Consider the following 14,358-nt stretch of genomic DNA (forward strand, 5'->3'; position numbering starts at 1 on the left):
GGTTCGCTGGACCTGGCTACAGCATGGCCGCAGCGTCTCCGGCGTGCTCGGCGGCGAGATCACGCAGCGACGGCAGTCCTGCGCTGATGCTCAGCTTGGCCTTCAGGGCAGTCGTCGCGGTAGGGGCACCAGCTGCACAGCGGCCCTGGACTCGGCTCGAACTGGCTGTCTGTGAGAGCCTGCGTGATCCGGTCCCAGGTGACGCGATGCTCCTCGACTGCGGAGCACACAGCGTCAGCGTCGACTGCACGGGAGACTGCGGTCGGCCTGCGGCGGTCGCGGCCGGCGCCAGTCTCCCCCAGGTACAACAGCCGCACACTGCTCACGTCTTCACCCGATGAGTCGAGCGCGGCCGCATACAGCCACACTTGGGAGAGGCGGTTGTCGACGAAGCGCCGTGGCGGGGCGCGGCCGGTCTTGTAGTCGGTGACGCGCAGGCCCTCCGGTGTGTGGTCGACCAGATCCACGACGCCTCGGAACGGCACACCGTCCAGCGACGCTTGGACACGCCGTTCGCAACCCACCACGTCGACTGCTGCTGGATTCTCGAGCGTGAAGTAGCCCTCGACGTCGGCCCAGGCATTCCAGCGAAACGCGCGCTGGCGTGTCTCGTCCAACGCGAGTGCCGCAAAGTGGGTGTTCGCCGCCGTCTGAGGCCACAGCTCACGGCAGATGGCGCGGGCGCGTTCGAGCGTGCGCTGCGGGGGCACCAGCGCCAGCAGCTCTTCCAGCACCTGATGCACGAAGGTGCCCCGCAGTGCCGGTTCCCCCGGCGGGTCCGGCAGCTTGTCGATGTAGCGGAACTTCCAGCGCCGGGCGCACTGCCGGAATGTCGATGCACTGGACGGGCTCAGGCTCCGCGGCAAAGGAGTTTGAGTGCTTGCTGGGCTGGCTTCCGGCAATTTCGAGCTGGCCGATGCCGCGCCCGATTCGAAGCTCGAATCCATGCCGACATCGTCGCGTTCCACTGCCACAGGGTGGCCCATGAGGCCGGTGCGGGCGCGGATGGTGTTCAGCCGTGGCAGCCGCGCCAGCGACGCCACAGCCACCAGCCCACAGCGGCCGCGATCAGCCAGCCGACGGCGACAGCTCCGCCGAGGGCGGCGAGCAGGCGGCGGTCGACGGGTTCGGTCCGCCGCGGCAACAGGCGCGAGGCGGGCGCAGGCGGCGGGTCTGCCTCGGAGTCGGCACCTTGTTCAGGGGCTTCCGTGTGTTCAGGGTGTTCGGCGCGCTCAGGAATATTCGGCGCGATATCAGCCGACGGCAGGTCGCCGGGCAGCGCTGCGGCCTCGTCGATGCTCGGCCGCGGTCGGTTTGCGTCGTAGTTGGCCATAGGCGAACCAGCGAGCGTACTGCGCCCGCCTCGGTTCTCTGTCTGCGTCAAGCGCGTGCCTGGCTGCGCGTTGTTGGCACTTGGTCTCGTGGTTCTCGTTCCGCATTCGGTCGCCCGGCCCCGTGACGCAGCTCGCGGCCTCAGATCACTCTGCTTGACAGTTCGGCCCACAGGTCGTCGAATGCTCTGGCTGCTTCAGGCGCGCCCGGCCGTCGGCCCAGCGCCCGCAACGGCAGCGACTGCCCGCCGGCTTCGGCGATGGCTGCTCGCTGCGGGATGGGCGGCAGCTGCTCGGCGCCGAAGCGCTCAGCGAGCTGCTCGGACCAATACGCGTGGTCTCGGGTGCGCCCGACCCGATTCACCACGATGCCCGCCACGGTGGGCGTGCCCTGGCGCTGCGCGACGCGCGCAATGGCCGACCGCATGAGGTCCACGCCGTCGGCGGACCAAGCCGCCGGCTCGGTCACCACGACGGCCCGGTCGGCTGCGAACAGCGCGTTGACGCACAGCAGCCCGAGCGATGGGGGGCAGTCGATCAGGATGAGATCGTGGCTCGCGCCGGCGAGGGCGATGCGCAGCCGATCCTGCGCACCCACCACGTCAGCGGCCATCTGCGGCTCCCGGCTTGCCAGCGCGTAGTTGCCTGGCGCCAGCTGCGGGCACGGCCCGTCGTCGGGCCAGCGAGCATCACGAACCGTGGCGAGCAGCGCGCCCGGTGCTGCCTCGCGCAGTGCGTCGTCCACGTTGGGCGAAGCGTTCCACAAGCCGAGTCCTGCAGAGGCGTTGGCCTGCGGATCCAAGTCCACCACCAAGACGCTGCGTCCCGCGGCGCAGGCAGCCTCCGCGAGGCCGAGCACCACCGTGGTCTTGCCCACACCGCCCTTCTGGTTGACCACTGCCAGCGTCGTCAACTCACACGTCCTGCAGGCCGGGACAGGTCGATGCCGCAGAGTTGCGCTGCGGCCGCCAACTCGCCTCGCAGGGTGGCGCCCGCGGCACCGCGTTCGGCCGCTGCTGCGGCTTCGAGCAGTGCGCTGCGGGCCGCCGGCGCGTCGAGGTCGTCGTCGAGCACTGCCCGCATCGCTGCGAGCAAGCCGCCGGTGCCGACGTTGGATCCAGCAGCAGGCGAAGCACCGGCGGCTGCTCCCACCAGCGTGGCCAGGTCGCGCTGGGCTGCAAGCCCCTCCGAATCGAACCACTCCCATTCGGTGCGGTAGTGATGCGCCATCAGCGCCAGCCGGATCGCTCTGGGATCGATACGAGCGCGCAGATCCGAGATGAAGACCAAGTTGCCGAGCGACTTGGACATCTTGTGCCCCCGATAGGAGACGAGACCCGCGTGGACCCAGTAGCGGGCCAGCGGCGCTCGGTGAATCGTCTCGCTCTGGGCGATCTCGCATTCGTGATGGGGAAACACCAGATCGCTGCCGCCGCCGTGAATGTCGATGGTCTCGCCCAGCGCTGCATGGCTCATTGCAGAGCATTCGATATGCCAGCCAGGACGACCGGGGCCGAACGGGGACGGCCATGAGGGTTCGCCGGGCGCGCTGGCCTGCCACAACACGAAGTCGAGCGGATTGCGCTGGCTGCGATCATCGGGAGTTCCGCCGCGCTCGGCGGCCAGCTCGACCATGCGGTCGGCGCCGTAGCCGGACAACTTCCCGAACTCGGGAAAGGTCGACACGTCGAACAAGACCCGGTCAGCGCAGATGTACGCATGGCCGGCGTCGAGCAGGGTGGCGATCATCGTGACCATGGCATCGATGGAGCGGGTCGCCCGCGGCTCGTGTGCCGGCGGCCGCGCCCCCAGGGCCGCCATGTCTGCCTCGAAGCGCGCGATCTCCTTCTCGGCCAAAGACAGGTAATGCTCACCGAGTTCGGCCGCCTTGGGCAGGATGCTGTCGTCCACGTCGGTGTAGTTGCGCACGAGCGTCACGGTGTGCCCGGCGTCCTCGAGACGGCGAATGATCAGATCGTAGGCGAGGTAGGTCGCAGCGTGGCCGAGGTGGGTGGCGTCATAGGGGGTGATGCCGCAGACGTACATGCCGACATGCTCGCCGAGTTCCAGGTCCATGACGGTCTTGTGCGCGGTGTCATAGAGGCGCAATGCCACAGCCGGACACGGTACTGTCGGAGCAGGTGGACAAGCGTGGAAGCGATCGCGCACTGCTCGAGCGGATTGCCCTGTACCGCAATCGGCGTGAACTGCCGCCGATCCAACGCGCGCTCATCGACGAGCTCGCCGCATGGCTGCGCACGCACGGCACCGACCCGCACAGCTACGTGAGCCGGCTCTTCGAACGCCACCAGATCGTGTTCGTCGGCCACCATACGCCCACCCGCCGCGCCGGGCTGTTCCTGCAGGATCTCGTCGCGGCGGCGTTCGGTGCCGGTGTGCGCATCGTGGGCATCGAGTACGCGTGCGTCGACGACCAGGCACGTCTCGACGCCGTGGTCACCGGCGCCGGCTTCGATGAGCACCTCGCACGGGACGCACTGCTGCGCTGGGGCATCCGTCACCACTTCGCCTACCGCGAGTACCTCGACGTGCTCGGCGCGGTCTGGGAAGTCAACCATCGCTACGTCGGCAGCGGGACACCGATGCGTGTGCTGGGACTCGACTACGACCTGGACATGGACGCCGTCACCGACACGGCGGACCTGCGCACGTCCTACGCTTGGCCGCATCTGCGCAGTCGCGGGCCAGTGTCGGCACACATGTGCGACGTTCTGCTTGCCGAGGTCATCGAACCAGGGCATCGGGCGCTCGTGCTCACACGCACCGCCCACGCAATGACACGAGCAAAGCGGCTGCCGCACAGGCTGTGGGACGCCTTCGACGCGGAGATCGTCGGTGGTCAAGTCGTCGGCGCGGGGAACCGTGTGTACGAAGCCGTGGCGGACCGCGCGGTCACCGTGCTGATCCACGAGCCGCTTCCCGCCGACGGCGAGCTGGGCGACTACGCCTTGGTCGCAGACGGCGCTGTGGATGCGACGTTCGCCCTGCACGACGACTTGGCGGTTCCGCTCGCCTTCGACACCGACCGCGGCCCGCCGGCACGGCTCGGGTGCTCGACGAGCCTCGATCGCGTTCCGCTCAGCGGACTCGCCACCGGCTGGGTCTACCTCGAACCGGACTACCAACGACGCGCTCCCACGCCACTAGCTGAGCCGGTGCCCGCTGCCTACGTGGACAGCGCTCGGCGCTACGCCATCGACCCGGCGCTGCGAGACGGCCGGTCAACGGCCCGCGACTTCGCAGCGGCGGTGTCCGAATCGGCTGCAGCGGCAGAACTGGCCTGGACCCAGGTGCTCTGAGCCCAGAGCGCTGTCGCGGCGGCGGGGGTTCAGGACGCTGCCTGGACGCGGATTCGGGCTAGAGACTTGACGCGGCTTGGCGGCAGGCAGACTCTCCGACGGTGCCGCCCGATACTGCCGATGCCAATGCCTCCCGCAAGCCGGCCGACACGGCGCAGCCAGTCGACGCGAACACAGACGACGAGCAGGCCGCCGAAGCGCAGCCCGCCGCCGGGCTCCGCTCACCGGTCGACTACTTGGGGGATCTCTGCGGCCGTCACCAAATCGTGCTGCTCGGCGACCAGATCGGCGTGCGCCAGCACGTGCTGCTGCTGGCGGATGCGCTGGCCGAGCTGGCTGACAACGGGGTCGCCAACTTCGCTTGGGAGTTCACGAACTCGCGTCGCCAAGCCGAACTCGATGCACTGATCGACGCACCCGACTGGGACGACCGTGCGTGCGCGGATCTGTTCGTCGACTTGCTCGGCGTCGGTTTCGGCTACCAGGAGTACGCCGACGTGCTGCACGCGGTCTGGCAGCACAACGACGCGGAACGCCGTCGCGAGGCGGACCGTCGGCCCATCCGAGTGGTCGCGCTCGGCCTGCCCACCTACGTCGAGGACCCGGACCTGCTCGACGGCCGCTCCGCCGCCGAACTGGAGCTGCGGAACTGGTCGCTCGGCGGGCACTACCGGGACATATCGGCCGTTCATGCAGCCGGCGTGCTCACCTCAGAGGTGCTGCGCAAGGGCGAGCGGGCGCTCGTGTACATGAACATCGCCGCCACCACGACCCGCCTCGTGGAGTGGGCTGACGGCGTGCCGACCGCATCGGCAGGCAATCTGCTGTGGCGCTGGATGGGCGACGGCTGCCGTCGGGTCGTCTTCCACGGTGCAGTGGCCGACACCGCAGCCACGCAGCGGGCCGAGGAGCTGATCTCGCACTCGCCGGAAGGACGGGCCGGCGCCGAACTCCGCTTCGGCTTGGACTTGGCGGCCTCCACGCTCGGCAGCGTCGCGATGACGGAGGTACGAGGCTCGCTCGACGGCACCGATGCCTCGCTGCGGTTGCGCGATGTGGCCGACGGCTACCTCTATCTCGGCCCACGCGCCGACTGGTCGCCGTGCGCCTTGATCCCCCAGCTGATCACCCCAGAGAACTTCCCGAGTGCCGAGGCCCGCTACCGGGCGCTCGACCCGCGGCCGACGCCGTACACCCACGACGAGCTCGAAGAGGTGCGCCGCACCGGACAGCTGGAGCTGTCGGCGGCCTGGCCGTCATTGCCGGCACCGCCGGAGGCGCCCAAGCGTCGCTTCGCGCGGTTCCGCGGGCACCGCAACTGACCGACGCTCGACGCCGGACTCGCGGGCGACGGGCGTCGTGGAGCGAGATCTCAGCCGGTGACGTTGCCGTCGTGTTCCTCCCAGCGCCAGCCAGAACGCACCATGGCGCAGCGACGGCGAGGGCCTGGCGCGTCGAGGTCGCCGTCGGGATAGGCAGCGTCGCCGACGTACACGGCGACATTGCCCGGGTCGGGCTCTGGCGACGGGATGATTGCTGTGTGGAAGCACGTGTGCGCGTCGACCGAGGCGAGTGCATCGGCGCTGGCACCGAAACCCGACAGCCACGTGAGCGTGACGAAGGTGGGAGTGACGAATTCGATGTCGCCGGCGGCTCGCCGCTTCAGCGCAGCCGCCGGCGAGACCCAGGCGAAGTCGAGGATCTCACTGCCGTCGACATGAACCTGGCCCAGATCGGCGGGCGCCTCGCAGATGAAGAAATGCGTGGAGAAGCGCTTGGCGCGTATCTGCGGCGGCAGCCAGTGGGCGAAATGGGTCAGCTCGCAGCCGGACAGGTCGATGCCTGCTTCCTCCCGGGCCTCACGGATCGCGGCCGTGCGATACCCGCGTGCGTCGTTGGAGTGTGCGAAGCCAGTCCGAGGGTCGCAGGGCCCGACCACATCACCGGGCACGTCACGGTCCGGCGGGTCCACACGGCCGCCGGGGAACACCCACATGCCGCCGAAGAACCCGCGCGAGTTTCGCCGAAGCATGAGCACCTCCAAGTGCGCCGCGGCGTCGCTCGCTGCGCGCTCGAATCCGTGCCCCGGCGATGCCGCCGGCTCGCCGTCGCGCACCACGACGACGGTCGCAGCATCGACCAGCGCCACATCGATGGGTTCGCTCATGCGCTGTCCAGTGTCCTGCGCTGGAGCCGACCCGAGCCTGCGTCGATGCCTGGCAGCGGCCGCGCCACAGCATTGCCGGCCGCAGCCATCAGTTGCACGATCATCTCCTCCGCCTCGACCCAGTCATGCACGCGTGGGGACTCAACATGCGCGTTGTACGGCTGGTCGTACACGATCGCATGGCCGCCTGCCGCTCGAATCGCGTCGATGTTGTGCGGAGCGTCCTCGATGTGCGCGTCGGCATTCACCACGGACTTGTCGGCCAAGAAACAGATGTCCCGATAGGGAATGCGGTGGCGGTCCAGCCAGTCCACGGTGTCGCTGACGGTCACGCGGTGGCCCCAGTTGGTGTAGAGACGGTGGGTCACCAGCCGGATCCACACGCCGGCGTCCGACAGTCGCCACAGCGCTTCCGAGCAGTCCGGCATCGGCTCGATGTCGCGAAACATGCGGTAGTCCAGCACAGCGATGCGGTGCAGTTCCTCGAACTCCCCGTCGTTGAGCCCCCACTCCGTGAAGTTCCAGTTGCGCACGAGCGGCAGCGCGTCCTCGCTGACGTTGCGCTCGCGGGCCACGACCCGGCGAAATGCCTCCGTGTGCTGTGCGCACACCCCGTCGAGGTCCACAGCCAGCACGAACTCGGGCACGCCCGCAACCTAACGGCACACCTGCCTCGCACTCGGGAGGCGTTGGCGGGGTGCGGCGCAGCAGCCACCCGCGGCGAAACCGGTACGCGGTTGTAGCGGCGCGCCTGCCATGCTGGAGCAGGTGCGGCTGGGCGTCCACGACCTCGGCGGCTCTCGCGGATTCGGGCCAGTGCCGCACGATCCGCATGAACCGCCGTTTCATGCCGACTGGGAGCGACGCGTGTTCGGCCTGCTCGGCGCCGTGACGGCGTGTACAGCCCGACGGCCGGGCGAATTCCGCTACGCATTGGAGCGCTTGGACTACGCCAGCTACTTCGACCACGGCTACTTCGGTCGCTGGCTGGCCGGCTTCGAGGCGTTGCTGGCCGAGTACGACGTGGTCAGCGCCGAGGAGATGAACAACGCCGTGGCTGGACTCACCGACATGACACCGGCCCAAACATCCGAGGCGTCTCCGGTCCGGCGCGTCGGGCCAGTTGTTGCGCGCGATCCGCAGTCGCTGCCTGCGGACCGACCCACTCCGGCACCGCAACGCCGCACCGTTCGGCGCGAGCTGGCTGAACCGCCTCGCTTCGGTGTGGGCGACCGCGTGGTCGCGACGGCGTTTCCGCCGCTCGGCCATACCCGGCTGCCCGGCTATGCCCTGGGCAGGCCGGGGACGGTCGTGCGACTGCATCCCGCCGAGGTGCTGCCCGACAGCACTGCCCACGATCTGGGCGAACGGCCCCAGCACGTGTACTGCGTGGGCTTCGACGCTGCGATGCTGTGGGGTGACGACGCCGAGCCGAACACGACGGTTCACTTGGACGTCTACGAGTGCCATCTGACGGCCCTCGGCGCCCGCAGCGCCGGCTCGAATGCAGCGCAGCACGACGAGGAGGCCTCCCGTGCATGACGACCACACTCATCACGGCGACCACCACAGTCGCCGCGACGCTTCTTCGCCGGAGATTCGTGCGCAGGCGCTCGAAGACCTGCTCGTGGCCAAGGGCCTCGCCGACCCTGAGCGGATCGACGCCATCATCCAGCGCTACGAGCACGACATCGGCCCGATGATCGGAGCGAACCTGGTGGCCCGAGCGTGGCTTGACCCCGACTTGCACCGCCGGCTGCTGAGCGATGCCGATGCCGTGCTGGCCGACATGGACATCCGAGGCGCGGAGATCGAGCACATCGAGGTGAAGGCCAACGCTCCGGGAGTCCACAACGTGGTCGTATGCACGCTGTGCTCGTGCTACCCGTGGGCGCTGCTGGGGCTGCCGCCGAACTGGTACAAGAGTCCGGAGTACCGGGCCCGTGCGGTACGCGAGCCCAGAGCCGTGCTGGCCGAGATGGGCTTGGTGCTCGACACTGACACCGAAGTGCGCGTGTGGGATTCCAGCTCGGAGACCCGTTTCTTGGTGCTGCCAGAGCGGCCCGCGGGCACGCAAGGCTGGTCGGCTGAACGACTGGCGACGCTCGTGACGCGTGATTCGATGATCGGCGTGGCTCGGGCCGGCGACCCCACCGGCCCGTGAGCAAGCGACCAGAGCATCGGCGGCCAGCGAACATCGACCGGGCCGACGGCCGCGACCAGACCGGCCAGATTGGATCGTCGCGCATGCGGGCCGACACGTGAGTCCCCGGGCCTCGGGCGCCGACCTGCTCGTGGGCACGGTCGCCGAGCCGCCACGAGACAACGGCGAGCTGGTCTTCTCCGAGCCTTGGCAAGCGCGGGCATTCGGGCTCGCAGCCGATCTGGTCGACGGTGGCCACCTCACCTGGCACGAGTTCCGCGAGCAGCTCATCGGCGCGATCGCCGAAGCCGAGACCGAGACGCTCGCCGAGCATGACGACACGCCCGAGCCGCGGGACTACTACCGATGCTGGCTGACAGCCCTCGAACGCGTCGTCGCACGCGGCGGCTGGGTGACGGCGCAGACGCTCGCCGGCCGAGCCGAACAGTACGCGGCTCGGCCGGTCGATCACGACCACTGACAGCGCTCCGCAACTGCGCACTTTCCGTGACGACTCTCCGTCAATTCTCGGCCGCCCACTGCACTGCACCGGTACGAGTGTCAGACTGGGGCAATGAGCACCGTCCGCTTCCACGATCCGCGCGGCCAAGCCAAAATTGCACCGACGCCGTACACGCTCAGCACACGTCTCGACGAGCCGATCACCATCGGGCTGGTCGCGAACGGCTTTCCCGACAGCGTCCGGTTCTTGGATCATGTCGAGAAGGCTCTGGCGCAACGGCTGCCGGCAGCGTCGTTCAGCCGCTACGACAAGCGCGATGCCTCGTCGGTCATCAGCAAGTCGATGCTGGCCGACATCAGGGCCGAATGCGGCGCGATAGTCGCCGCGTACGGCCATTGAGGCAGCTGCACGTCTGGCACCGTGCGTGACAGCATCACCGCCGCCCGCCACGGCATCCCGTCGGTTGCACTCGTGACCGAGGCGTTCTGGCCCCAAGGCGACTTCGTGGCCGCAGCCACCGGCATGCCGGCCGTGCCCCGTGTCCGGCTGCCCCATCCGCTGGCGGGCACTGGAGAAGAGAACATGGCCCAGGTGGCCGACGGCATCGCACCGCAGATCATCTCGATGCTGACCGGTGCGACCGCCGACTGACGGGACCATCGAACCGAGTCCATGACACTGAGCCGATGACGCCGATTCGGTGAGACTGGACCCATGACGCTCTTGGAAGCCGGCAGCGAGGCGGACGCCCTCGAGCAGCTGCACGCGCTCGGGCTCACCGACGGCCTGCCGGTGGTAGTGCCGACCCCGCAGCGAGTGGCTGCGATGGTGCTGGCCACCGGCTTGGACGCGGACCTCGAACTCGGCGTGATGGGACCCGCACACGGCGTGGCCAGCGTGGAGAAGGTCGCGACGGCTGCGGTGATGGCCGGCTGCCTGCCCGATCACGTGCCCGTCGTGGTGGCCGCCGTGAGGGCGGTGTGCAAGCCCGAGTTCGACCTCACCGAGATGCAGAGCACCACCCACTGCACTGCGCCGCTGGTGGTGGTGTGCGGACCTGCACGGCACCAGTGCGGCGGCGTCGTCTCGGGATTCGGAGCGCTCGGGCCCGGCCATCGGGCGAATGCGTCGATCGGCCGGGCGTTGCGGCTGGCGATGACGAACATCGGAGGTGCTCGGCCGGGCGTGTCGGACATGGCGCTGCACGGCCACCCGGGCAAGTTCACCTACTGCCTGGCCGAGGACGCCGAGCACAGCCCGTTCGAGCCGCTGCACACCGGCTACGGCTATGGGCCAGAGCGCAGTGCCGTGGTCGTGGTGGGCGCCGAGGCACCGCATTCGGTGATCTTCGCGGGCGATGCTGACGATCCTGCGTCGGCCGACCGGCTGCTGAACGTGCTGGCAGCGGCACTGGCAAACCCGGGCAGCAACAACGCGCACCTGCGCCACGGTGCGGTGACGGTGATAGTGAACCCCGATCATGCAACGGTGTTGGCTCGGGCGGGGCTCAACCGCGAAGATGTCCAGGCTGAACTGGCTGCCCGCTCGGTGAACACGGCTGCCACGCTCGCTCACGTGAGTTCGGCGTTCGCTGTCGACCCAGAAGCCGGCCGCGCAGCCGACCGGGACAGGCCGGCTGCTGGAGATGCTGCTGAAGACGAGCATGCTGCAGACGAACTGGTGCCGATTCTGACCGATCCCAGCAAGATCGTGCTGTTCCAAGCCGGCGGCTCGGGCTTGTACTCGATGGTGATGCCGTCGTGGTGTGCCGGCCCGCACCGCAACTCGGTGGTCCACGCCGAGATCGAGCTGAACCAAGCCTGCGAGGTGCCGTGGGCGGACGCTGCTCGCGCCGGCGCACCCGCGTGACCTTCGCGAGCGGTCGTGCGCAGCACGATGACGCGGTTTGCACCACGTTGCTGAGCCGGGCCCGGAAACTCGCCGACGATGTGTTGTTCCCGCGAGCGCTCGATGTCGATGTAGCCGGAACCGTGCCCAATACTGGCTTGGACCTGTTGCGAGATGCCGGTTTCTACGGTCTGTGGTCGCCGGTGGAGCTGGGCGGCTGCGGTCTCGACGAGCTGGAGCGGCTGCCGATCATGGAAGCGCTGGCCGGCGGCTGCCTCACGACCGCGTTCGTGTGGGGGCAGCACGCTGGCAGTGCAGCGAGCGCTGCCCGAACGCCGCCGGGGAGCGCACTTCACGAGCGCTGGGCTCGGCCGCTCGCGACAGGTGCACAGCGAGGAGGCGTGGCCTTCGCACACGTGCTGCGGCCCGAGCCGTGCCTGTGTGCCGAGCGCGCTGGGGATGACGGCTGGGTGCTGCGTGGCGTGGCGCCGTTCGTCACCGGCTGGGACCACATCGATACTGTGCTGGTGGCCGCTCACGATGCCGCACGATTGGTATGGATACTGTTGCCGGCGTGCGAGGCACCCACACTGCGGTCGCGCCGGTTGCGACTGGCTGCAGTGGATTCATCGGTCACCGTCGAGCTGCATTTCGACCGCCATTTCGTGCGCGACGATCATGTCGTCGAGGTGATCGACTACGGCGAATGGCACGCCGCCTACCGGCGAGGGCTGCGAACCAACGGCGCACTCATGCTCGGCGTGGCATCTCGGGCGCTGGCACTGCTGGGTCCGACTCCGCTGGATGCCGAGCTGCACGCCGCACGCCAAGCCCTGTACGCCGCCGGCGTGGACGAGATGCCCGAGCGCCGCGCCCAAGTGGGCTACATCGGCATCCGGGCCACCAGCGCACTGGTGTCATCAATCGGCGGTCGAGCCATCACGCTCGCCAACCATGCGCAGCGCCTAGCCCGCGAAGCCCTGTTCCTGCTCGTCCAAGGCCAAACCGCCGACATCCAAGCCGGCCACCTCCACCGCCTCACCACCCCCGCCGCAGCCACCTGACTCCGGACGACCTACGAGTAAGCCGTGTCACACCCCGCCGTTACCTTCTCGCTCAGGCGACGACAAGGCCCGTCACGCCCCCATCGACCCATCGGGAGGCAGTCGGGCAGCGTCTTGGCCAACCGCATCAGCTCGCTCGATTCCTGCACCGCCTGATGGCCGGCAGAACGTGCTGCTTGTGCCAGCTTGGATGCGTTCGCGAAGCTGATCTCTCCCGCTGCGACGCCGGTCGAAGCGGCGGGCATCTGCGCAAGCTGCGCATCGGTGCGCACCTTGCGAGCAGCACCGGCGCGTGACAGACCACTGAGCTGGTTCAGCAGTCCAGCGCCACTATCGCCGTGACGCTCGCGGCGCGCCACCAGCGAGGCTGCTTTGGTTTCGAGCAGCTCCACGCGGCTGCCCAGCGGTTTCGCCGCGGACAGCGTTCCGCGCAAGTCCGCAGTGGATGCCTCGTCGACACCATCAAGCGCCTCGCTGATGCATTCGAGAGCCTGTTCCATCTGTGAGCTGCGTCCCCCGGGCGTAAAACTGGACAACCCGGCTGCCGAGTCCACCAATCATGCCAAACTCATCACCACCATTGATCAAGACTGAGGCGCGAGAGTTGTTGTGCGGGTCGGCCACGAGGGAACCACACCAATTCACGCACTCCCCCAGCAGCTGCTGAGCGGGCGTCGACACCATCGAGTCCGGCATCGAATGCCGCTTGTCCGAGGGGTTGGCACGTCCGGTGGGGAACGAGCTCGCCTTCTCCGTCGTGAGGGAAACTCGTCGGCAATCCGAGCCGGACGAGGCCGTCGTCGGAGAAAGCGTCAGCGGCCTCGCCGTCTGGCACAGCTACATTGACGAGGACCGGCGCGGTTGCGGGTTCGAGATCTTCCGGCCCGTAAGGCAAGCCGACGAACAATCGCCAGACGTTGGCACGTGCCGTTGTGACATCAGCGTTCAGATAGAGGCACGCAAGTCCGGGAGGGTTCCAACGCCTGCCCAAACCGGCCGATGCAAACGAAGGATCGAGCGGGTCAGACCAGTCAGGATCTGCGACACGGTAGTACGTACCTCCGATTGACGTCGTGAGCGCTCTCATGCGACCCGTGCGTAATCGAAGCTCTCCTTGATGGATTTCAAGAGCCAGTCATGCTCGTCCGCGGCGATCAACTCGAGGATGGTTCGGCCGCCATACGCAGCAGCCCGTCGCCTCGCGACGATCGGAGGCATGCCGTCACGCAAGCGGTGTCGAAGAATGTCGGCGATTTCGCTGACTGCTCCGATCTTGCCAGATCTGTCGACAGGCGGCCCTGCGAGCAGCCATTTGTCGACCGCCTGACGTGTCACTCCCATGAGTTCCGCGACATCGCCGCTCGTCAATTCCAGATTGGTCATCGCCCGTCTCAGCGGCGCGCTGCGTTCCTGCTCGTGCTCAACCTCGGCCAGCATCTTGAGAAACCCGCGAAAGCGGTGTTCATCGATGTCCGGTCGCGCTCTAACGCATTGCTGGGAAAGCCCAGCCGTGAAGCCGCGAAGCCGGTCAACCAAGACCGTGAGAAGACCCATTCCGTCGAGCGACGGGGCGACCCAAGGCAGCTCGGCAATGTCACGGCGCAACAGCTCGAACACCACTCCGGGCGGTGGCAGCATGTCGGGATCTCGCGCCCGGAGCGCTGTCAGCGCTTGCGCCGCCTCGTGAGCGAATACCCAGTAGCGCCGCACCACAGCTCGATCAGCGCCGCCGGCGATCAGTGGCATCAGCCGGTCGAGCGCCGCCACGATGTCAGGCATCAAGCGAGCTGCAGTCTCGGACGCTGCGCCAAGGTCTCCTTCAAGCAGCTCTTCGATCTGCATGGTACTACACCCTATAGCAACTTATGAGCAACTACAATGAGTTGCGCTGATGCTACCGGACAGGGCAACGCCTGCTACGGGAGGCCGGCGCCGGGCACATCCACTCGGCACCTCTCGATGCGGCCGAGCCGTGCCTGTGTGCCGAGCGCGCTGGGGATGACTGCTGGGTGCTGCGTGGCG

At 68.2% G+C, this 14,358-nt stretch carries 16 protein-coding genes and 1 pseudogene; 8 read left to right on the plus strand and 9 right to left on the minus strand.

The window, feature by feature from the left end; translation table 11 throughout:
* Positions 1-59: 59 nt before the first annotated feature.
* The 4 genes from ACOGI4_RS00750 to cysS all read right to left on the minus strand — a co-directional run bounded on the left by ACOGI4_RS00750 (position 60) and on the right by cysS (position 3,446).
* The gene (locus tag ACOGI4_RS00750) at positions 60-1,049 is read right to left on the minus strand and encodes a RecB family exonuclease (RefSeq protein ID WP_419842049.1); all 990 of its coding nucleotides are present in this window, start codon (positions 1,047-1,049) and stop codon (positions 60-62) included.
* Entirely contained in the window at positions 1,013-1,333 is a 321-nt protein-coding gene (locus tag ACOGI4_RS00755; protein WP_419842050.1) for a hypothetical protein, read from the minus strand. The genes ACOGI4_RS00750 and ACOGI4_RS00755 overlap by 37 nt, the downstream gene beginning before the upstream one ends.
* A gap of 140 nt (positions 1,334-1,473) precedes the next feature.
* Positions 1,474-2,244 (minus strand): ParA family protein, encoded by a 771-nt coding sequence (locus tag ACOGI4_RS00760; protein ID WP_419842051.1) that lies wholly within the window; start codon positions 2,242-2,244, stop codon positions 1,474-1,476.
* A complete protein-coding gene (cysS, locus tag ACOGI4_RS00765) occupies positions 2,241-3,446 on the minus strand; it encodes a cysteine--tRNA ligase (protein ID WP_419842052.1) in 1,206 nt (401 codons plus the stop codon). The genes ACOGI4_RS00760 and cysS overlap by 4 nt, the downstream gene beginning before the upstream one ends.
* Here cysS and ACOGI4_RS00770 point away from each other — a divergent pair.
* On the plus strand, positions 3,440-4,651 hold the full coding sequence (locus tag ACOGI4_RS00770; protein WP_419842053.1) for a hypothetical protein: 1,212 nt from the start codon (positions 3,440-3,442) through the stop codon (positions 4,649-4,651). The genes cysS and ACOGI4_RS00770 overlap by 7 nt on opposite strands.
* Before the next feature lie 101 nt (positions 4,652-4,752).
* Positions 4,753-5,973 carry a hypothetical protein gene (locus ACOGI4_RS00775; RefSeq protein ID WP_419842054.1) on the plus strand — a complete coding sequence of 407 codons (1,221 nt, stop codon included), beginning with the start codon at positions 4,753-4,755 and terminating at the stop codon, positions 5,971-5,973.
* Between the two features lie 50 nt (positions 5,974-6,023).
* Here the strand turns inward: ACOGI4_RS00775 and ACOGI4_RS00780 are convergent, their stop codons facing one another.
* Both ACOGI4_RS00780 and ACOGI4_RS00785 read right to left on the minus strand, forming a co-directional pair.
* Positions 6,024-6,818 (minus strand): NUDIX hydrolase, encoded by a 795-nt coding sequence (locus ACOGI4_RS00780; RefSeq protein WP_419842055.1) that lies wholly within the window; start codon positions 6,816-6,818, stop codon positions 6,024-6,026.
* Positions 6,815-7,465 carry a 5' nucleotidase, NT5C type gene (locus ACOGI4_RS00785; RefSeq protein WP_419842056.1) on the minus strand — a complete coding sequence of 217 codons (651 nt, stop codon included), beginning with the start codon at positions 7,463-7,465 and terminating at the stop codon, positions 6,815-6,817. Before ACOGI4_RS00785 ends, ACOGI4_RS00780 begins: the two co-directional genes overlap by 4 nt.
* Before the next feature lie 109 nt (positions 7,466-7,574).
* Here ACOGI4_RS00785 and nthB point away from each other — a divergent pair, with 109 nt between their 5' ends.
* The 6 genes and pseudogenes from nthB (at position 7,575) to ACOGI4_RS00815 (ending at position 12,336) form a co-directional block, all read left to right on the plus strand.
* The gene (nthB, locus tag ACOGI4_RS00790) at positions 7,575-8,360 is read left to right on the plus strand and encodes a nitrile hydratase subunit beta (RefSeq protein ID WP_419842057.1); all 786 of its coding nucleotides are present in this window, start codon (positions 7,575-7,577) and stop codon (positions 8,358-8,360) included.
* On the plus strand, positions 8,323-8,982 hold the full coding sequence (nthA, locus tag ACOGI4_RS00795) for a nitrile hydratase subunit alpha (RefSeq protein ID WP_419842058.1): 660 nt from the start codon (positions 8,323-8,325) through the stop codon (positions 8,980-8,982). The genes nthB and nthA overlap by 38 nt, the downstream gene beginning before the upstream one ends.
* Positions 8,983-9,079: 97 nt before the next feature.
* Positions 9,080-9,442 carry a nitrile hydratase accessory protein gene (locus tag ACOGI4_RS00800; protein WP_419842059.1) on the plus strand — a complete coding sequence of 121 codons (363 nt, stop codon included), beginning with the start codon at positions 9,080-9,082 and terminating at the stop codon, positions 9,440-9,442.
* A gap of 93 nt (positions 9,443-9,535) precedes the next feature.
* Positions 9,536-10,100 (plus strand): annotated as a pseudogene (locus ACOGI4_RS00805) (UGSC family (seleno)protein).
* Between the two features lie 38 nt (positions 10,101-10,138).
* Positions 10,139-11,293, plus strand: coding sequence for a hypothetical protein (locus ACOGI4_RS00810; RefSeq protein WP_419842060.1), 1,155 nt, complete (start codon positions 10,139-10,141; stop codon positions 11,291-11,293).
* Positions 11,294-11,340: 47 nt separating this feature from the next.
* Positions 11,341-12,336 (plus strand): acyl-CoA dehydrogenase family protein, encoded by a 996-nt coding sequence (locus ACOGI4_RS00815; protein ID WP_419842061.1) that lies wholly within the window; start codon positions 11,341-11,343, stop codon positions 12,334-12,336.
* Positions 12,337-12,347: 11 nt separating this feature from the next.
* Here ACOGI4_RS00815 and ACOGI4_RS00820 read toward each other — a convergent pair whose 3' ends face one another.
* The 3 genes from ACOGI4_RS00820 to ACOGI4_RS00830 form a co-directional block, all read right to left on the minus strand.
* Complete coding sequence (locus ACOGI4_RS00820) at positions 12,348-12,836, minus strand: hypothetical protein (RefSeq protein WP_419842062.1); 489 nt, start codon at positions 12,834-12,836, stop codon at positions 12,348-12,350.
* A gap of 71 nt (positions 12,837-12,907) precedes the next feature.
* Positions 12,908-13,423: an RES domain-containing protein gene (locus ACOGI4_RS00825; RefSeq protein ID WP_419842063.1), complete on the minus strand. Its 516-nt coding sequence runs from the start codon at positions 13,421-13,423 to the stop codon at positions 12,908-12,910.
* Positions 13,420-14,103: a hypothetical protein gene (locus ACOGI4_RS00830; RefSeq protein ID WP_419842064.1), complete on the minus strand. Its 684-nt coding sequence runs from the start codon at positions 14,101-14,103 to the stop codon at positions 13,420-13,422. Before ACOGI4_RS00830 ends, ACOGI4_RS00825 begins: the two co-directional genes overlap by 4 nt.
* Positions 14,104-14,358 lie beyond the last annotated feature (255 nt).

Source organism: Candidatus Poriferisodalis sp. (genome assembly GCF_965205175.1).
GTDB lineage: Bacteria > Actinomycetota > Acidimicrobiia > Acidimicrobiales > Poriferisodalaceae > Poriferisodalis.